The sequence below is a fragment of the Pandoraea anapnoica genome, from assembly GCF_902459765.1.
Taxonomy (GTDB): domain Bacteria; phylum Pseudomonadota; class Gammaproteobacteria; order Burkholderiales; family Burkholderiaceae; genus Pandoraea; species Pandoraea anapnoica.
On sequence record NZ_CABPSP010000002.1, the window covers coordinates 390574 to 409679 of the forward strand.

13 protein-coding genes and 1 pseudogene are annotated in these 19106 nt (G+C 63.5%); 7 read left to right on the top strand and 7 right to left on the bottom strand.

The genetic code is table 11. The features are described from left to right. The first annotated feature begins 11 nt into the window (after positions 1-11). The 5 genes from PAN31117_RS04825 (at position 12) to PAN31117_RS04845 (ending at position 7102) form a co-directional block, all read left to right on the top strand. On the top strand, positions 12-1691 hold the full coding sequence (locus tag PAN31117_RS04825) for a collagen-like triple helix repeat-containing protein (protein ID WP_150737198.1): 1680 nt from the start codon (positions 12-14) through the stop codon (positions 1689-1691). A 321-nt stretch (positions 1692-2012) separates the two neighbouring features. Then, the gene (locus tag PAN31117_RS27685) at positions 2013-3209 is read left to right on the top strand and encodes a collagen-like triple helix repeat-containing protein (protein ID WP_150737199.1); all 1197 of its coding nucleotides are present in this window, start codon (positions 2013-2015) and stop codon (positions 3207-3209) included. Between the two features lie 99 nt (positions 3210-3308). Further along, positions 3309-4052, top strand: coding sequence for a MarR family winged helix-turn-helix transcriptional regulator (locus PAN31117_RS04835; protein WP_150737200.1), 744 nt, complete (start codon positions 3309-3311; stop codon positions 4050-4052). A 100-nt stretch (positions 4053-4152) separates the two neighbouring features. Continuing rightward, positions 4153-5451 carry a collagen-like triple helix repeat-containing protein gene (locus PAN31117_RS04840; protein ID WP_174990830.1) on the top strand — a complete coding sequence of 433 codons (1299 nt, stop codon included), beginning with the start codon at positions 4153-4155 and terminating at the stop codon, positions 5449-5451. A 397-nt stretch (positions 5452-5848) separates the two neighbouring features. Continuing rightward, the gene (locus tag PAN31117_RS04845; protein WP_174990831.1) at positions 5849-7102 is read left to right on the top strand and encodes a Tle-like phospholipase domain-containing protein; all 1254 of its coding nucleotides are present in this window, start codon (positions 5849-5851) and stop codon (positions 7100-7102) included. 115 nt (positions 7103-7217) lie between these two features. Here the strand turns inward: PAN31117_RS04845 and PAN31117_RS04850 are convergent, their stop codons facing one another. The 7 genes from PAN31117_RS04850 to PAN31117_RS04880 all read right to left on the bottom strand — a co-directional run bounded on the left by PAN31117_RS04850 (position 7218) and on the right by PAN31117_RS04880 (position 16652). Then, positions 7218-7700 (bottom strand): DUF2147 domain-containing protein, encoded by a 483-nt coding sequence (locus PAN31117_RS04850; RefSeq protein WP_150737203.1) that lies wholly within the window; start codon positions 7698-7700, stop codon positions 7218-7220. Between the two features lie 230 nt (positions 7701-7930). After that, positions 7931-8404, bottom strand: coding sequence for a DUF2147 domain-containing protein (locus tag PAN31117_RS04855; protein WP_246188915.1), 474 nt, complete (start codon positions 8402-8404; stop codon positions 7931-7933). Positions 8405-8458: 54 nt separating this feature from the next. Continuing rightward, positions 8459-9097: a DUF2939 domain-containing protein gene (locus PAN31117_RS04860; RefSeq protein WP_174990832.1), complete on the bottom strand. Its 639-nt coding sequence runs from the start codon at positions 9095-9097 to the stop codon at positions 8459-8461. Between the two features lie 610 nt (positions 9098-9707). Beyond that, complete coding sequence (zapE, locus tag PAN31117_RS04865; protein WP_150737205.1) at positions 9708-10805, bottom strand: cell division protein ZapE; 1098 nt, start codon at positions 10803-10805, stop codon at positions 9708-9710. Positions 10806-10913: 108 nt separating this feature from the next. Continuing rightward, positions 10914-12344, bottom strand: coding sequence for a dihydrolipoyl dehydrogenase (gene lpdA, locus PAN31117_RS04870; protein WP_150737206.1), 1431 nt, complete (start codon positions 12342-12344; stop codon positions 10914-10916). Between the two features lie 94 nt (positions 12345-12438). Continuing rightward, entirely contained in the window at positions 12439-13707 is a 1269-nt protein-coding gene (gene odhB / locus PAN31117_RS04875) for a 2-oxoglutarate dehydrogenase complex dihydrolipoyllysine-residue succinyltransferase (protein ID WP_039397811.1), read from the bottom strand. A gap of 89 nt (positions 13708-13796) precedes the next feature. Continuing rightward, positions 13797-16652: a 2-oxoglutarate dehydrogenase E1 component gene (locus PAN31117_RS04880; protein ID WP_370855726.1), complete on the bottom strand. Its 2856-nt coding sequence runs from the start codon at positions 16650-16652 to the stop codon at positions 13797-13799. Positions 16653-17317: 665 nt separating this feature from the next. Between PAN31117_RS04880 and PAN31117_RS27335 the strand changes: the two are divergent. Further along, positions 17318-17744 (top strand): annotated as a pseudogene (locus PAN31117_RS27335) (flavodoxin domain-containing protein); the annotation flags it as partial. Positions 17745-17942: 198 nt separating this feature from the next. Then, positions 17943-19091, top strand: a complete 1149-nt coding sequence (locus PAN31117_RS04885; RefSeq protein WP_246188929.1) for a diflavin oxidoreductase — start codon at positions 17943-17945, stop codon at positions 19089-19091. Positions 19092-19106 lie beyond the last annotated feature (15 nt).

The following is a 19106-nucleotide window of genomic DNA, read 5'->3' on the forward strand; positions in this document are numbered from 1 at the left end:
AGGACACCATCATGAAAAACATCCAACGCAACCTTCTCGCTTCCGCCGTTCTTCTCGCCGTCGTCACGATGACCGGCTGCGCCAGCTCCGGTTCGGGCGGCACCAGTGGCTCGCTCGGTGACGGTGGCGGCAGCGGCACCTCGGCCGGCACCGGCAGCGGCGGCGGCTCGGGCGCAGGCACCGTGCCGGACGGTTCGGGCAACGGGAATGGCAGCGGTAACGGCAATGGCAATGGCAACGGGAATGGAAACGGCAACGGCAACGGGAATGGCAATGGCGGCACGGGAGCCTCCACCAACCCGGTCGGCGTCGTGGCTGCCACCGCCAGCACGGGTGTCGTGACGCAAGTCGGCAAGACGGTCAGCGATCTGGGCACGACCCTCGGCAGCACGAACCTGCCGATCGTCAGTTCGCAAACGCAAGGCGGACTGTCCGGCGCTGTCGTGAAGACAGGCGACGCCGTGCAGTCGATTGGAAACGGCCTCACGAACGGCCTCGGCAAGCTCGGTTCGAGCAACGACGCTCTGAACCCGACGCTCACCGGCGTCACGGGCGCCGTGACCAACCTCGGTCAGGCCGGTCAGCAAGTGGGTAGCGCTGTGGCAGGCCTGGGTCAAACCGGTCCGCTCAAGAACGTGGCGCTGGTGAACGGTGTCACCGGGCTGCTCGGCGGCGTGGTGACCTCGGTCGGCGACGCCGGTGTTGCACTCGGCAACGGGCTGACGACCACGGTCAACAGCGCACCGGTACAGCAACTGACGTCGGGCCTGTCGAAGACCATCACCCCGATCACGACGGTGGTGACCAACACGACGCAAACGGTCGGTAACGCCACGGGTCTCGGCACGCCGGTCGCCGGTCTGCTCGCCACGGTCGGCGGCGGTCTGGCCGGTGTGGGCACCAAGCTCGGCGGTCAGATCAACAACCCGGTCGCGAAGGACCTCGGCGGCGTGGTCGCCGGTGTGGGCACCACGGTGGCCAGCCTTGGCGGCCTCGTCCACGGCACGCCGACGAGCACCAACCCGCTCGCTCCGCTGAGCGCTGCGCTCGGTGGCCTGTCGGGTGTAGTCGGTGTCGGCTCAGGCACGGGCTCCGGCCCGCTGGCTCCGGTCACGGGCTTGCTCTCGGGCCTCACGGGCGCGCTCGGCGGCGCGACGGGCGGTGCTTCGGGTAACAACCCGCTCGCCCCGGTCACCAACCTCGTCTCCGGCCTGACGGGCGCGCTCGGCGGTGCAACCGGCGGTGCCTCGGGCAGCAACCCGCTCGCTCCGGTCACCAACCTCGTCTCCGGCCTGACGGGCGCACTCGGCGGCGCAACGGGCGGTGCTTCGGGCAGCAACCCGCTCGCCCCGGTCACCAACCTTGTCTCCGGTCTGACCGGCGCACTCGGCGGCGCAACGGGCGGTGCTTCGGGCAGCAACCCGCTCGCCCCGGTCACCAACCTTGTCTCCGGTTTGACGGGCGGCCTCGGCGGCACGCTCACGGCTGGCGCAGGCGGCTCGATTGGAACCGGCGGTGCTTCGGCCAGCGCAGGCGGCTCGGCTTCGGGCGGTGTGCTCGCCCCGGTGACGACGCTGCTCGGCTCGGTGACGGGTGCGGTCGGCGGCGCAACGTCGGGCGGCAGCAACAGCGGCGGCCCGCTCGCCCCGGTGACCGGCTTGCTCGGCGGCCTGCTCGGCGGCAAGAAGTAATCGAGCGGCCCGAATCGACAACGTCGACACATCGCTCAGCGCACAGACTTCACGAGAGGCAGACCGATCATGACCCGCGCGAATCCACCGCCAGCTTGTGACCGCCGCGATCCGGCCCTCACTCCGATGCTCACGCACCGGATCGGGCCGGGCCGGATCCGGCTCACCCCACCCGCTGCACGCCCACAACGGCATCACAGCGAGCGGCAACGGTTTCTCAAATGGAAATAGCAGTCCCTGCGGCAATTCGCGACATCACACGGCGTCATTGAGCGGTCCCCCGCCAGCCGATATTCAGAACGAACAAGGGAGATAGACATCATGAGCAACGCAATTCAACGCACTCTGCTGGCTTCGGCCGCCATCGCAGCCATCGCCCTCACGGGTTGCTCCAGCGGCGGCGGCGGCAGCGGCGCCACCTCGGCCGGCACGACCGGTACCCCGAACGCGGTCGGCACGACGGCCGCCGGTGCAGGTGGCGTGGTCAGCTCGGCGGGCAACTTGGTGAGCGCCCTCGGCGATCAGGTGGCCAGCACGCAACTGCCGCTTGTCTCGTCGCAAACGTCGCAAGGCATGGGTGGCGCACTCAAGAGCACGGGGAACGCCGTCACCGATCTCGGCAATGCCGTCAGCAGCGGCCTCGGCCAGACCGGCACGAATGCGAATACCGTGGGTGTGACGCTTGCCGGTGTCGCCCCTGCCGTGACAGATCTTGGCCACGCCGGCGTTTCGCTCGGCAGCGGCATTCAGGGCATCACCAAGGGCAATCCGCTGCAAGGCACCCCGGTTGACACGCTGGTGAGCGGCGTCGGTGGCGTCGTCCAGTCGGTAGGCCAGGGCGGCATTGCCGGTGGCGCGATCCTCGGTCAGGCGCTCGCAACGACCGGACCGGTCGGGCAAGTGACCTCTACGCTGTCGCAGCCGATCAATCAGATTACCAACATGGTCTCCGACACCACGCGCACCGTGGGCACAACGACGGGCCTCGGCGGTCCGGCGTCCAACCTGATCACTACCGTCGGCGGTGTTGTCAGCAAGGTCGGCACGACCATCGGCGGTACGTCGAACAACGGTGTGGTGGTCGCACTCGGCAACACGGTGGACGCCACCGGGAAAACCGTCTCGACGCTCGGCGGCGTAGTCAACGGTCCCACGTCGAATGGCTCGACGAATTCGTTCGGCTCGCTGCTTGGCGGTCTCGGCAATACGGCCGCAGGTGGTGGCAGCTCGGGTAACCCGCTCGGCTCCGTTACCGGTCTGCTGGGCGGTCTCGGCGGTCTGGGTGGCACCAGCGGCAGCAGCAGCCCGCTGGCGCCTGTGACGAGCCTGCTCGGCGGTCTGAGCGGCGCGGCGTCCGGTGGCAGCAGCGGTAGCAGCAACCCGCTTGCCCCCGTCACGAACCTGCTCTCGGGCGTGACGAGCAGCGCCGGTGGCAGCACGGGTGGCGCGGGCGGTTTGCTGGTGCTGATCCAGCCGGTGACGAACCTCTTGGGCAGCGTCGCCAGCGTCGGCAAGTAATCACAGCAATCGTTTCAGGACGTGGCGCGGCGCAAACAGCCGTTGGGCCGTCGTAGCGCCGACCACGTCACAACTAACAACAAACGATAAGGAAATGCCATGGCCCGCTTTCTCTCCGATACCGGCGTTCTGATGCGCGGTCATGGCGAATCCGCCCCGCAAGGCGCAGAACCTCTGGCGATGCGCGACACCAGAAGCTCCGGCAGTCACTATGCCGGCCCGCAAAGTCATAACACATACGGTACCGAGTCCGGCACCGCTTCGCCTAACGGCTCCAATGGAACGAACGCAACGAACGGAGCGAACGGCACCATGAGCGATCGACACACGAACCGTAACGATCTCGTCGCCGGTATCGTCCGCTCGCTCGGACGCCGGCTGGCAGTCTACACGGCGCTCTATCACGCAGCGCTTGCCGAGCAGCTCGGCCTGAACGTCACCGATCTGAACGCGCTCGATTTGATTCTCGAACTCGAATCGATCACCGCAGGACAGCTCGCCGAACTCATGGGTGTGAGCTCCGGTGGCATCACTACCGTCATCGACCGGCTGGAGCGCGCAGGCTTCGTCGAGCGCGAGAAGAACCCGCACGACCGTCGCATGGTGATGATTCACCCCATCGAAGAAAAGTGCGCGCAGATCGAACAATTCCTGTCGTCCGTCTCTCGTGAACTCACTGCGGTGAGCGCAGCGTATGACCACAGCGAACTCGCTGCGATTCACGACTTCCTGGTGCAGAGCATTCGCACCCTCAAGAGCGAGACCTTCCGTCTGCGCTTCGAGGCCGATCAGGACATCGCCGGTCTGGTGTCGAACGGACGCGGCAACACATCGAAGTCGTAAGCCCAATAGCGGACGGGCAGATGGCGTTCGCACGAACGCTACGACCGCCCCCGTCGACGCAGGTCGAAGCGGACTGCGCCGTGCCGAAAGGAGATACGTCATGTCGAAGATTCTGCGTCCCACGTTGTTCGCGGCAATTGTGGCGGGTGTAGTCAGTATTACCGGATGCTCCAGCTCGGGTGGCGGCAGCGGCGCGACGGCCAACACGCCGACCAACCCCACGAACCCCAATAACCCGACGAATCCGACCAACCCCGTCAATCCGACGAACCCCACCACGAGCAGCAATGGTGTCGTGAGTTCTGTCGGCTCGGTGGTGAGCGCGGTCGGCGATCAGGTGTCGGGCACGACCATTCCTGGTGTTTCACCGCAGGTCACGCAAGGCGTCGGCGGCGCGATCTCACAGACGGGCACCGCCGTCGCCGATCTCGGCAAAGGCGTCGGCGACGGTCTCGGTCAACTCGGAAAGTCCGGCGCGAATCCAGTTGGCACCACGCTCGCGAGTACCGGTGGCGTCGTGTCCGATCTCGGCAACGCCACCAAGTCGCTCGGTAGCGGCGTGACCGGCATCGGCAACAGCGGACCGCTCGCCAATACCCCTGTCAGCTCGCTGACGGGCGTGCTGGGTCAGGCGGTCACCACCGTCGGTCAGGGTGTCGTCACCGGCGGCCAGGCCCTCTCGCAGACGCTCACGAGCCCGCAAGTCGTTCAGGCGACCTCGGCGCTCTCGTCCGCCATCACACCGATCACAAACACGCTCGTCACGACGACGCAAACCGTCGGCGGTGCCAGCGGCCTCGGTACACCTGTTGCAGGTTTGCTCGGCACGCTCGGCGGCGCATTGAATTCGACGGGCGTACAGGTCAAGGCGGCCGCACCCAACGCCGTCGTCGCGAGTCTCGGCAATCCGCTGATGGCCTTGGGCAATACGGTCACGAGCGCAGGCAGTCTGCTCTCCGGCAGTACGAACGGCAGCAGCGCGAACGCGCTGGGGAACGTGCTGGCGAACGTCGGTAATACGACGGTGACGCCGACGACCGCTGGCGGCAGCAATCCGCTCGGCGCGCTCACCGGATTGCTGGGCGGGCTGGGTGGCACCTCGGGTGCATCGGGTAATCCGCTCGGGTCGCTCACGGGACTGCTTGGCAGCGTGGCCGGTGGCGGTGCATCCGGCAGCAATCCGCTGAGTCCTGTTACAGGTCTACTCGGCAGCGTGACAAGTGCGACGGGTACGGGCGGCAGCAGTGCAAGCAATCCGCTCGCCCCCGTCACAACGTTGCTCAGTTCGGTGACCGCTCCGTTGACGTCGGTTGCCGGTGGCGCATCGGGGAGTACCGGCGGCGCAGGCGGTCTGCTTGCCCCGGTAACCGGTTTGCTCGGGGGACTGGGCGGCAAGTAAATCGACGGGACATCGATCCCGCCGGAAGATCGCGAGGGGGAACCGTTCGCAGGATGCAGGCCCTGACGACGGTGCAGGACGGCAACGCCCGGACAGTGAAGCGACACTGCCCGGGCGTTGTCGTATCTGGCGTCGAACGCGCTGTCGTCGGCAACTGATCGCTCGCATGTTCATGAGACCCGCTGCCGCGACTTTCAAATGAGCCATTCTTGATTTCCGGGGGCAAAGGCGTCGCGCAGAATCGCTCGCCTTTCACGTCCTTTACTCACCCCCTATGCAAATCTTATCCGGCGCATTCAATCCTTCGCATCGCCCCTGCGCCGTCACCCCAAGCACCGCGAACGAATCGCCCAACACCGCTGTCGACGATACATCGCCGCCCCCGTCCCACAACAGCGTGACCTCCTGCGAGACACCCGCCGAATGGGCGGATATCGCCAGAGAGCGTCGCACGTTCGATGCGCAGCGGCGACGCTCGCTTGAACGGATCGGTACGTTATCGAACACAGAGACCCGGCGTCGCACTCAGTCGTGCAGCGCGCAGAACGATCCACTCACGGAGCGCATGCGCGCGCTGATCCAGGCGTGGCGCGAAGCGACCCGGGAATCACTCGCGTCAGGATCGCGCGCTTGCGGCTGCCTGGGATCGGTGGCCTACGACAATGTATTCGCGCAAATGCAACCGCTCATCGGCGACGACGCCGCTCACGATTCCGCTTGTCGGACAGCGAAGCTCGTCACCGTCGCGCAGCGCATCGACGAACTCGATACGCTGATCGAAGCAAAAGGCAAGTCACGTCTCCCCGCGTCGATGATCGAACAACGCAACGACATCACAGCCGCCCTTGTGAATCACGACGTCTATTTCGATCACTCGGTCCCAGAGATTTTGCCGACACGCGTGCGTCGCATCAGCGTGCACGACGACAACGGACCGAAGCAATCGGGCTTCTTCGGCGCGCTCTATGAAGACAAGCTTTGCGAGCGCTATCTCGCGGCGGATCGCGGCACGGAGATGGGCATTACCGGACGCGCCCTGGTCGACTGGATGCACAACTTGCGACAGGCGTTGGGGTTGCGCTCCAAGCAGTACGAAGAGGCCATCAACTGGGGCAAATCGCTGGCGCTTCACTACCCGCCGCGGCAGCTCGTGTTCACGGGCCATTCGCTAGGGGGCGGGCTGGCCTCTGCGCAGACATCCGTCGTGCGGCAATCGACTGCTGTGACGTTCGACACCGCTGGGCTGAATACTCGCACGGTCGCGCGGCATGCCGCCGTTCCCGCAGGGGCGCGTGTGAAATCGTATTACGTCGACGGCGAGATGCTTTCCGTGATCCAGGATATGTTGAAGCATGGTCTGAACATGGCGACCCGCATTCCGATCTTCGGCAACGCAGTGTCGTGGTTTGCGCAAATCATGGTCCCCCGCCCCATCGGTACACGCATCGCGTTGCCGCCCGCCCCGCCGCCAACGGCTCCCGCCACGGGTCATCGCGGCCGTCATGCGTCGCATGAAACGCCCGCTGCGCCAAGCACCTCGGGCATTCGGGGTGCCATCGCCCGGCATTCGACATTGCAGATGATCTACTCGTTGTTCGACGGCCTGCCCAGCGCAGCTCGCGCGACGAGCGCGCTCTCACCGGCACGTTAATCCCCGATATTTCCGTTACCCCGGTTCGCCCCGGGGCCCTCAACGAAAAAGACCCGGCGAAAATTCGTCCGGGTCTTTTTGTCGTCTGTCGAAGACGCTTGCGACGTTCGCTGCCTTATTGCTCGCGAATCCACGTCTGTGTGCGGCCGATCAGCGAAATGCCGATGAAGCCGCGAACGTCGAGCTTCTTGCCACCGTCCGTCACGGTCATCTTGCACTTGTAGTCCTTGCCGTTCTCCGGATCGAGGATGTAACCACCACCGTAGGAGTCACCGTCCTTCTTGATGCCGCGGATGATCTGCATGCCGAGCATCTTCTGGCCCTTGCGCTCGTCGGTGCACTTATCGCACACGCGCGCGGGATCGTCATTCTCGCCAAGACCCTTCGTGATCACGCCGACGTACTCGCCGTCCTTCTCCGAGATCGTGACGAGCGCTTTCGGCTTGCCCGTGTTGTCGTCGACCGTCTTCCACACGCCGACCGGCGACGTGTCGTCGGCGGCCAGCGCCGCCTTCGCGACACCGCCCAGCAACGCTACTGCGACGAGCGCATGCGCACCCAGACGTCGCCACGACGTCGCGTTCGAAATCTGCTTCATGATTGTCATCCTCCCAGATACGGAATTGATTGTCGTAGGACTCGACGTCGTCGCCGGGAATGCGGCATATCTCGCGTGAGTCGCTTTGAAGATTACGCCAAAGGCGTGACCTCGTGCTGAGGAAGTCCTCTAGCCGACCAGCGTCTGCGTCGTGCCATCGCGTATGGCCCGACGTGAATCTTCGTCGCTCAATCTACCGGGTGATGAAAAGGATGTGAGGGGATGTGGCGCTACTGCTCGCGAATCCACGTCTGCGTGCGGCCCAGCAAAGAGATGCCGAAATAGCCTCGAACTTCGAGTTTCTTGCCACCTTCGACGACCCGCATCTTGCAGCCGTATTCGCTGCCGCTGTCAGGATCAAGAATCTTCCCACCAACGTACTCGTCGCCATCGGGGTCCTTGTGCAGCCCCCGTATGATCTGCATGCCTTGAAGCTTCTTGCCGCGACGCGCATCGGTGCATTCGTTGCAGCGGCGCTCCAGCCCGTCTGGCCGACCGAGGCTCCTGGTCAGCGCACCGACGATCTCCCCGTCTTTTTCGGTAATGGTGATGAGGGCTTTCGGGTCGCCCGTCTCGTCGACAATGCGCCACACGCCGACCGGCGTCGACGGATCGGCGGACGCCACGACCACGAGCGCGTTGCCCGTCAGCATGGCGGCGACGCACAGGCGCCGCCAGGACATCACATTCAAAATCGCGTTCAAGATCGTGTTCGCAACTGGCCGGAAAGCGCGGGTCGATGAGAGGGATTGGAGGAATTAGAGCGGCGGCAACGCAATGGCCGTCAATCGCCACTGCACGACGTTGCGGCGCGTGAGCGTGAACGTCACGACCCGTTCCGGGCGGTCGCTGCGCGAAACGTGTACGAGGAAATGATTGAAGTCCTGAAACTCGGTACGCGTTGTCGTACGCGGCGGTTGGTTATCTGCGGTGGTCGGCGCTTCCGGCGTATTGGCTCCGCTATTCGCCGACGGTGCAACGGGGGCGGCAGGTGCAGCTTGCGGCGCGCTCGATTCTGCTTGCGGCGGCACCACATCACGCGGTGCGGGCGCACCCGGTGCGGGCGGCAGCCCTGTACTGTCGCCGCGCAACATCGCCGCAACGGCTTCCGGCGTCAGCAACGCCTCCACCACGCGATCGGACACCCAACCGCCCAAAGCCAGGGCTAGCGCACCGAAGGCGTTGCTGCGCTGTTTGTCCATCTGACGGGATAGCTCGTCGTGAAGGCTCATCTTCAGACTTTCACGCACCGCCGGATAGTCGACGTACGACGACAGCGTGGCGGCGTCGCGGGCATTGGCGGCATCGCGCGCGCGCCACAAGGTGTAATACGGCGTGCCGAACAGCAACCCCAGTACGACAAGCAGGGCCACCACCACCAGAGAAAGCTTACGCATTGCAAGACTCCGACATTTAAAACAGCGCATGGTAGGCGACGTATTACGCCAGGCCCCCATCGGCTTACATTGCTTTACAAATCTTTACAGCACATCGGCCGCAGCCCTTTTACTCTCGAAGCGTAGCCGCATTTGCCGTGGCGTGCTGACCAGCCTACCCGACTGGCATGGCACCGGCACGACAAACGGGGATTTCGGCCAATCAAGGCAGTTCAACCGACAAGGAGGCGGCACCATGCGTCACAACCGACTTGTCCGAATACTGTGTTTCGTCATGCTGGCCGGTGCGTCGTGGGGCGCCACGGCCCAATCGTCGTCGGACGGCAGATTCTTCCAGGGCTGGTTCGCGCAGGCTGCCGATCGCCCGAACGGGCGCGGCGATAATCATGGCGGGGCACGGCCTGGACCGTCCCGTGGGCAACAGCAGGAAGTTCGGCCGCAAGGCGACCTGCGGGGCGACATCTATAACCACATCCGCGAGCAGCGGCAGCCGCCGCCTCCCCCGCCGGACTCGCGCCAGCGCAACCGCGGGGACCGGGGGCGCTAAGCGCCCCGCCCTCTCTGCCTTCCTGCTCTCCTGAGTCGGGGCTCCCCGACGAGGTGAGCGAAGTCAGGTCAGCGAGGTATCCACCACGCGACGCGGCGCTTCCAGATACTCCAGCGACTGCATTTCCACGAGTCGCGACACGGTGCGCGTGAACTCGTTGGAAAGCGTCCCTTCCGTGTACAGATCTTCCGCAGGCACTTCCGCCGACATCAGCAGCTTGACCTTGTGGTCGTAGAAGACGTCGACGAGCCAGGTGAAGCGCCGCGCTTCCGAGGCCATACGCGGCGTCATCTTCGGCACGTCCGAGAGCACCACGGTGTGAAAGCGATTGGCCAGTTCAAGATAGTCGTTTTGCGAACGCGGACCGCCGCACAGCGTATGGAAATCGAACCACACAACGCCGCCCGCGCGACGCAGCGCCTTGAGTTCGCGCTGTTCGATGTGCAGCAGCGGACTCTCGTCCGGCACACCGGCAATCTCGCTGAATGCCGCGCGCAGCGCACGGTTGGCTTCGTTGCCCAGCGGATAGTGATACACCTGCACCTGCGCCAGCGTGCGGCGGCGATAGTCGATGCCGGCGTCGACGTTAAGCACATCGAGCTTCTCTTCGAGCAAACGGATCGCGGGCAGCACGCGGTCGCGGTGCAGGCCGTCCGGGTACAACGTGTCGGGACGATAGTTTGACGTCATCACGAATTGCACGCCGTTCTTGAAGAGTTCGGCCAGCAAGCGGTGCAGGATCATGGCATCGGCGACGTCGGAGACGTGAAACTCATCGAAGCAGATCAACCGGTAGCGCTTGGCGATGCGCCTGGCGAGTTCGTCCAGCGGATCGGGCAGCCCTTTGAGCGCCTGCAACTGGTGATGGACTTCGCGCATGAACTCGTGGAAGTGCAGACGCGTCTTGCGCTGCAACGGCACCACCGAGTAAAAGCTGTCCATCAGGAAGCTCTTGCCGCGTCCCACTCCGCCCCAGAGATAGACACCCTTGGGCAGGTCGGGATGCACGAGCCACTTCTTGAATGTGTTCGAACGCTTGGACTTGTACGCCGCCCATTCGTCGTAGCATTGCTGCAGACGCTCGACGGCGCGCTCCTGCGCCTCGTCGGGCTTGTAGCCGCGCTCGGCCAATTCTTGTTGGTAGTATTCGCGAACGTTCATGCAGTGCGGCGACGAGCCGGCGCCGGGGGGCAAAAGTAACCAAGGAAATCGGGAAAAAACAAAGGCGAGTCGCCTCGCCTTTGTTCGTACAGGTAAGCGTAAAGCGGCTTACTTGTTCAGTGCACGCTTCTCGACATCGAGGGCGGCTTCACGCATCACTTCCGACAGCGACGGGTGCGGATGGCAGATACGGCCGATGTCTTCAGACGCAGCCTTGAACTCCATCGCAACCACGGCTTCGGCGATCAGGTCCGAAGCATTCAGACCGATCACGTGCACGCCGAGGATTTCGTCGGTCTTGGCATCGGCCAGCACCTTCACGAAACCGTCCGACGAGCCCATGCCCAGTGCGCGGCCGTTGGCAGCGAACGGGAACTGACCCGGCTTGAACTCACGGCCTTCGGCCTTGAGTTGCTGCTCGGTCTTGCCGACCCACGCGATTTCCGGCGAGGTGTAGATTACCCACGGAATGCAGTTGTAGTCGATGTGCGGCTTCTGGCCTGCGATGACTTCGGCCACCAGCACGCCTTCGTCTTCGGCCTTGTGCGCGAGCATCGGGCCACGCACCACGTCGCCGATCGCGTACACGTTCGGCAGCTTGGTACGGCAGTGGTCATCCACCGGAATGAAGCCGCGCTCGTCGGTCGCCAGACCAATGTTGCCCAGACCCAGATCGTCCGTGTTCGGCACGCGACCGACCGACACGATCAGGCGGTCGACTTCGAGCGCGTGCTCCTTGCCGTCCTTGTCCGTGTAGTTGACCGTGACGTTGTTCTTGCCGGTCTTCACTTCGCCGACCTTCACGCCGACGTTGATGTCCAGACCTTGCTTCTTGAACTGCTTTGCAGCTTCCTTGGCCACGCCGGCATCGGCGGCAGCCAGGAATTCCGGCATGGCTTCGAGCACGGTCACTTCCGAGCCCAGACGACGCCACACCGAACCCAGTTCCAGACCGATCACGCCGGCGCCGATCACGCCCAACTTCTTCGGCACGGTATCGAACGAGAGGGCACCTTCGTTATCCGAGATGAGCTTGTTGTCGACCGGCATGCCCGGCAGATGGCGGGCCTTCGAACCCGTGGCGATAATGACGTTCTTGGCCGTGACCGATTCGTTCTCGGCGCCCGTCACATCGATCTGGTAGCCACCGTCGTTCTTCGCGATGAGCTTGCCATGACCCTTGAGCCACGTGATCTTGTTCTTTTTGAACAGGTACTCGATACCGCCGGTCATCTTGTCGACGATGCCTTGCTTGCGCGTGAGCATCTTGGCGATGTCGATCTTGACATCCGACGTGGTGATACCGTGATCGGCCAGGTGATGACCGACCTTTTCGAATTCTTCCGACGACGCGAGCAGTGCCTTCGACGGAATGCAACCGACATTCAGGCACGTCCCGCCCAGCACCATCTTGCCGGCCGGGTTGGTCCACTTCTCGACGCAAGCGACGGAGAAGCCGAGTTGTGCAGCGCGGATCGCGGCGATATAACCGCCGGGGCCGGCGCCGATAACGACTACATCAAATTCTTTGTTTGCCATTTTGAGACTCAGTGAAGGTTGACGGCAGGGGGAGGCGCGGCGCGCCGACCATGGGGAACATGGCCGGGCGACACCGCGCAGTGCGCGCTAACGCTTACAGGTCGAGCAGCAGGCGAGCCGGATCTTCCAGCGCTTCCTTCATGGCGACGAGGCTCAGCACGGCTTCGCGACCGTCGATGATACGGTGGTCGTAGCTCATGGCCAGGTAGTTCATCGGGCGGATGACGATCTCGCCGTTCACCACCACAGCGCGCTCCTTCGTGGCGTGAACGCCCAGAATGGCCGACTGCGGCGGGTTGATGATCGGGGTCGACAGCATCGAGCCGAACACACCGCCGTTCGAGATCGAGAACGTACCGCCGGTCATTTCTTCGATCGACAGCTTGCCGTCGGCAGCCTTCTTGCCGTACTCGGCGATCTTCTTCTCGATGTCGGCCAGGCTCATCTGGTCGGCATTGCGCAGAATCGGCACCACCAGACCACGCGGCGAGCCGACAGCGATACCGATGTCGAAGTAGCCGTGGTAGACGATGTCGTTACCGTCGATCGAGGCGTTCACGGCCGGGTACTTCTTGAGCGCGTGCACAGCGGCCTTGACGAAGAACGACATGAAACCCAGCTTCACGCCGTGTTCCTTCTCGAACTTGTCCTTGTACTTGTTGCGCAGGTCCATCACCGGCTTCATGTCCACTTCGTTGAACGTGGTCAGAATGGCGTTGGTCTGTTGCGATTGCAGCAGGCGCTCTGCGATACGGGCGCGCAGACGCGACATCGGCACGCGCTGTTCCGGGCGGCCTTCCAGCGACGTGTCGCGGCCAGCCGGTGCGGACACCGACGGCAGTGCGGCACGTTGTGCCGGTGCCGGGATCGACGAAGCGGCAGCAGCGGCCGGCTTGGCGCCAGCAGCCAGAGCGTCACCCTTGGTCACGCGGCCATCGCGGCCCGAACCGGCGACGTCACCAGCAGACAGGTTCTTCTCGGCCAGCACCTTGGCAGCGGCCGGGCTGGCGATGTTGCCCGAAGCACCACCGGCTGCGGGGGCAGCGGCCGGGGCAGCAGCGGCTGCCGGAGCGGCGGCTTCTGCCGGCTTGGCAGCAACCGGGGCGGCAGCGCCGGCCTTGGCTTCGGTGTCGATCTTGGCAATGATCTGCTCGGACGTCACGGTGTCGCCGGCGTTGGCGGTCACTTCGACGAGCACGCCAGCAGCGGGTGCCGGCACTTCGAGCACGACCTTATCGGTCTCGACTTCAATGATGGTTTCGTCCTGAGCGAATGCTTCGCCGACTTTCTTCTTCCAGTCGAGCAGCGTGCCTTCGGAAACCGACTCGGAAAACTGGGGGACTTTAACTTCAACAATGGCCATTTCTGGATCCTGGATTCGATAAACGTTCAATTCGGAAATACGGCAGCGGCCGTCCCTGGGGGAGGACGACCGCTGTAAGACCTAACCGGTTACTGCACCACAGTCGCGCCCTTGAGGCTGCGACCGAAAGCCGTATCGAGCAGCGTCTTGAGCTGTTCGTAGTGCTTGGCGTAGTAGCCCACAGCAGGCGAGGCCGAAGCCGGACGACCAGCGTAGGCCAGCTTCTGACCGGCGCTCATGGCTTCGAGCAGGTGGTGTTCGATGTAGAACCACGGACCCTGGTTTTGCGGCTCGTCCTGGGCCCACACCACTTCGGCGAGGTTTTCGTACTTCTTCAGCTCGTTCTCGAACGCCTTGTGCGGGAACGGGTAGAGCTGTTCCACACGAACGATCGCGACGTCGTTCGACTTCTCTTCACGACGGCGAGCGATCAGGTCGTAGTACAGGCGGCCCGAGCAGGCCACAACGCGCTTGACCTTGTTCGGGTCGATCGTGGCGTCGGTTTCGCCGATGACGGTCTGGAAACCGCCCTTGACGAGTTCCGACAGGTCGCTCACAGCTTCCTTGTGACGCAGCAGCGACTTCGGCGTGAACACGATCAGCGGCTTGCGCTGCTGACGGATCATCTGACGACGCAGCACGTGGAAGATCTGCGCCGGCGTGGTCGGCTGAACGACTTCCATATTCGTATCGGCGCACAGTTGCAGGTAGCGCTCCATACGTGCCGACGAGTGCTCCGGACCCTGGCCTTCGTAGCCATGCGGCAGCAACATCGTCAGGCCCGAGACGCGGCCCCACTTCACTTCACCGCTCGAGATGAACTGGTCGATCACGACCTGTGCACCGTTGGCGAAGTCGCCGAACTGGCCTTCCCACAGCACCATCGTGTTCGGCTCAGCGGTCGAGTAACCGTATTCGAAGCCCAGCACGGCTTCTTCGGACAGCACCGAGTCGATCACCGTGAAGGTGGCCTGACCGTCTGCCACGTGTTGCAGCGGGACATACGTACCGTCGTTCCAGCGCTCACGGTTCTGATCGTGCAGCACGGCGTGGCGGTGCGTGAACGTGCCACGGCCGGCGTCCTGCCCCGTCAGACGAACGGCGAAGCCCGAAGCGACCAGCGAGGCGTATGCCAGGTGTTCGCCCATACCCCAGTCGAGCGGCTGCTCGCCTGCGCCCATCTTGCGACGGTCGTTGATGACCTTCTCGACGAGCGGGTGAACCTTGAAGTTCGCCGGAATGGTCGTGATGCGCTCGGCCAGACGCTTGATTTCGGCGAGCGGCACGGCCGTATCGGCCTTGTCGATGTACTTCTTGTTCAGGAACGGCACCCAGTCGACCGCGTACTTGCTCTTGTAGTTCGAGAGCACCGGGTCGATGGTGTGGTGACCGTCGTCCATCGCCGAACGGTAGGCCTTGACGAAACCGTCGCCTTCCTCGGCCGTGATCACGCCTTGCGTGACCAGCTTTTCGACGTACAGAGCGCGCGTGCCCGGGTGTTGGGCAATCTTCTTGTACATCAGCGGCTGCGTCACTGCCGGGGTGTCTTGCTCGTTGTGACCCAGTTTGCGGAAGCAAACGATGTCCACGACGGCATCCTTCGCAAATTCCTGACGGAATTCGAGGGCCAGTTGCATGGCCAGCACGACCGCTTCCGGATCGTCGCCGTTCACGTGCAGTACCGGCGCTTCGATCATCTTGACCACGTCCGAGCAGTACGTCGTCGAGCGCGCATCGCGCGGGTCCGACGTCGTGAAGCCGATCTGGTTATTGATGACGATGTGCACCGTGCCGTGCGTGCCGTAACCACGCGTTTGCGCGAGGTTCAGCGTTTCCATGACAACGCCCTGACCTGCGAAGGCGGCGTCGCCGTGAACTTGCACCGGCAGCACGCTGGCCGCGTCGGCTTCACCGCGACGGTCCATACGGGCCTTGGCCGAGCCTTCGACCACCGGGTTCACGATTTCAAGGTGCGACGGGTTGAACGCCAGCGACAGGTGGACCGGGCCGCCCGTCGTCGAAACGTCGCTCGAGAAACCCTTGTGGTACTTCACGTCACCTGCCGGCAGGTCGTCGACGTGCTTGCCTTCGAATTCGGCAAACAGATCCGACGGCATCTTGCCGAGGGTGTTGACCAGCACGTTCAGACGGCCACGGTGGGCCATGCCGATCACGATTTCCTGCACGCCCTTGGCGCCGGCGTGATGCACCAGCTCATCCATCGCCACGATGAACGATTCGCCGCCTTCGAGCGAGAAGCGCTTCTGGCCGACGAACTTGGTATGCAGATAACGCTCGAGGCCTTCAGCGGCCGTCAGGCGTTCGAGGATGTGCTTCTTCTTTTCAGCGGTGAAGTTGGGCGTGGCACGCACCTTCTCCAGACGCTCTTGCCACCAGCGCTTTTGCACCGGATCGCTGATGTACATGTACTCGGCGGCGATCGAGCCACAGTACGTGTCGCGCAGCGCCTTGAGCAGATCGCGCAGGCTGGCTTGTTCGAAACCGAAGTACGTGTTCTCTGCCGAGTACACGATGTCCATGTCGGCTTCGGTCAGGTCGTAGAAAGCGGGTTCCAGTTCCGGAATAGCCGGACGTTCCTGACGCTTGAGCGGGTCCAGATTGGCCCAGCGTGCGCCGAGGAAACGGTAAGCTGCGACGAGCGACTGCACGTGCACCTGCTTGCGGGCAACGGCCAGGTCGGAGGCACCGGCATGCGACACGAAGGCATTGGCCTTGGCGCGCTGGGCGAACGACTCCACGATCGGGGCATGAGCCACGTCGTTGGCGTTGGAACCATCAACAGCGGGAACGTTTTGCAGCGCGTCGAAATACTGGCGCCAGTTGTCCGGCACGGAAGCCGGATTATCAAGATACGATTCGTACAGTTCTTCGACGTAGGGGGCATTGCCGCCGAAGAGGTACGAGTTCGCTTGGAATTGTTCCATCAAACTCATTTTGCGCTCACCTTTTCTACGAGTGTCTCGAGAAATAGCGGGTTACGAAACCTTCCGCGACACGGCCTGACCGATTAGCGGATTGCGAGAATCAAGTGGTGCTTGGAAGGACCTGATCAATCACGGCGAGGAGCATAGCACGTTTTCCCACCGCTCACCGCGCCGGAAAGCCGTCGTACGGGGACTTGCGGGGTGCCCGTCGCATGGGTCCCTGCCCCTGTGGTTCATCCTTGTCCTCCCTGTCGAACGCGCGTTCGTATTGCCACGATCCTGCGCACATCCGACCCCGATTTCGCAGCACCTCCCCCCGATTTGACCGCGAACATGCCGTCATCGCGCGCATTCGTATTACGCACCCATTACGCACGCATTACGCACCCGAGACCGGCTATTCACCCATCTCTATATGACGATATGGAAATTGGATATATTAAAATTAATTTTTATTATTTTAATTTCTAAAGCCCGAGAGATAGGGTGGTGTGTATCCCTTGCCGGTCCATTGGGGGGGCGGCTAGACGGGACTACCCCGCCGTAGCGCCCCGCCGGTCCGGCTTCTGGAGCCAGGACCGACCGACATGCACGAGACTTCGCCGCTTAACGTTCAGCAAGTCCAGTTGCTCAGCCAACTGGTCGATGGCCTTTCCGCCGAGCAGATGGCTTGGGTACGGGGATTTCTCGCCGGGATCAATCATTCCGTACGTCAGGTCGGTCATCCGGCGGCGGTCACCGCAACAGGGAACGCCAGCGCACGGCAACTCACTATTCTCTATGGTTCCCAGACAGGCCACGCGCAGGAAGTCGCCGAACTGGCGAAGGCACGTGCGATGGCCGCCGGGTTCAAGGTCGATCTGTTTGCGATGGGGGATTACAAGGCGTCGCGCCTGAAGCACGACAAACTGCTGCTTGTCGCGGTGTCGACGCAAGGCGAAGGCGAACCACCCGACGACGCTCGCGACTTCTACGATTTCCTCCACAGCGACAAAGCCCCCCCGGCTCGATGCCACACGCTTTGCCGTGCTGGGGCTGGGTGACTCCAGTTACGCGAAGTTCTGCCAGGCGGGCAAGGACTTCGATACCCGCTTGGCTGCACTCGGTGCCGAGCGTCTGACCTCCCGGGTGGACAGTGATGTCGACTACGATACGTCGGCGGAGCGCTGGATCGATGACGCCATCGAGGCACTCAAGCCGCTCAACCAAGTGGCGACCTCACAAGCGTCGGGCACGGGCACGGCTGCCAGCCTGATGGACAGTTTCACGCTTGCCGCGCTGGCAGGTGGCATGGGCGCGGCGGCAACGGCCGAGTCCCGCTACAGCCGAAAAACGCCATTCGTTGCGCCCGTCCTGGAGAACATCACCCTGTCAGGGCGCGGCTCGTCCAAGGAAGTCCATCACCTCGAACTCTCGCTCGAAGGCTCGGGGCTGACCTACGAACCTGGTGACGCGCTGGGTGTCGTGGTGAAAAATGACGCGCCGCTGGTCGACGACCTGATCGACACCCTCGTGCTCGACCCGCTGGCCACGATCACCACGCACAACAGCACCCTCAGTCTGCGCGACGCGTTTCTCAACGCTTACGACATCACCACGCTCTCGCGCGCATTCCTCGAAAAGTACGCCGCCCTCGCCGAGTCCGCCGAACTCAGGACGCTACTCTCGGCAGGTAACGAAGCGGCGTTGCGCGACTATCTCTATGGACGCGACGTGCTCGACGTCGTGCGGCAGTTCCCGGCGCGCAAGCTCAAGTCCGCCGAATTCGTCGGCACGCTGCGCACGCTTCAGCCGCGTTTGTACTCGATAGCATCGAGTCTGGCGGCCAACCCGGAGGCGGTCCACATCACGGTTGGCGCGGTGCGCTATGACAGCCACGGACGCGCGCGTCGCGGGGTGGCGTCGACCTATCTCGCCGATATCGCCCGCACGGGTGCGTCGGTGCCCGTCTATATCGAAGCAAATCGCCACTTCAAGCTGCCGCAGGACGCGCATGCGCCGGTCATCATGATCGGGCCGGGCACCGGCATTGCGCCGTTCCGGGCATTTATGGAAGAACGTCAGGCGCTCGATGCGCCGGGCAAAAACTGGCTCTTCTTCGGCGACCGCCATTTCCGCACGGATTTCCTCTATCAGCGCGAGTGGCAGCGCTATGTGAAAGATGGCGCACTGACGAAAATCGATCTCGCCTTTTCGCGCGACACCGAAGACAAGGTGTACGTGCAGCACCGCCTCCGCGAGCAAGGCAAAGCAGTGTACGAATGGCTCCAGGAAGGCGCGCATCTGTACGTTTGCGGCGACGCGGAGCACATGGCACGCGACGTCCACACGGCGCTCATCGACGTCATCGCACAACATGGCGGCCTGTCGCAGGAAGCTGCCGCCGAATACGTGAAGACGCTGCAACGCGAGAAGCGCTATCAGCGCGACGTCTATTGACGCAGGACAGGCACC

What these genes read in the sequence shown, in the direction of transcription:
- PAN31117_RS04825 (WP_150737198.1), top strand. Translation starts at nt 12, where the DNA reads ATGAAAAACATCCAACGCAACCTTCTCGCTTCCGCCGTTCTTCTCGCC.
- PAN31117_RS27685 (WP_150737199.1), top strand. Translation starts at nt 2,013, where the DNA reads ATGAGCAACGCAATTCAACGCACTCTGCTGGCTTCGGCCGCCATCGCA.
- PAN31117_RS04835 (WP_150737200.1), top strand. Translation starts at nt 3,309, where the DNA reads ATGGCCCGCTTTCTCTCCGATACCGGCGTTCTGATGCGCGGTCATGGC.
- PAN31117_RS04840 (WP_174990830.1), top strand. Translation starts at nt 4,153, where the DNA reads ATGTCGAAGATTCTGCGTCCCACGTTGTTCGCGGCAATTGTGGCGGGT.
- PAN31117_RS04850 (WP_150737203.1), bottom strand. Translation starts at nt 7,700, where the DNA reads ATGAAGCAGATTTCGAACGCGACGTCGTGGCGACGTCTGGGTGCGCAT.
- PAN31117_RS04860 (WP_174990832.1), bottom strand. Translation starts at nt 9,097, where the DNA reads ATGCGTAAGCTTTCTCTGGTGGTGGTGGCCCTGCTTGTCGTACTGGGG.
- zapE (WP_150737205.1), bottom strand. Translation starts at nt 10,805, where the DNA reads ATGAACGTTCGCGAATACTACCAACAAGAATTGGCCGAGCGCGGCTAC.
- lpdA (WP_150737206.1), bottom strand. Translation starts at nt 12,344, where the DNA reads ATGGCAAACAAAGAATTTGATGTAGTCGTTATCGGCGCCGGCCCCGGC.
- odhB (WP_039397811.1), bottom strand. Translation starts at nt 13,707, where the DNA reads ATGGCCATTGTTGAAGTTAAAGTCCCCCAGTTTTCCGAGTCGGTTTCC.
- PAN31117_RS04880 (WP_370855726.1), bottom strand. Translation starts at nt 16,652, where the DNA reads ATGGAACAATTCCAAGCGAACTCGTACCTCTTCGGCGGCAATGCCCCC.
- PAN31117_RS04885 (WP_246188929.1), top strand. Translation starts at nt 17,943, where the DNA reads ATGGGCGCGGCGGCAACGGCCGAGTCCCGCTACAGCCGAAAAACGCCA.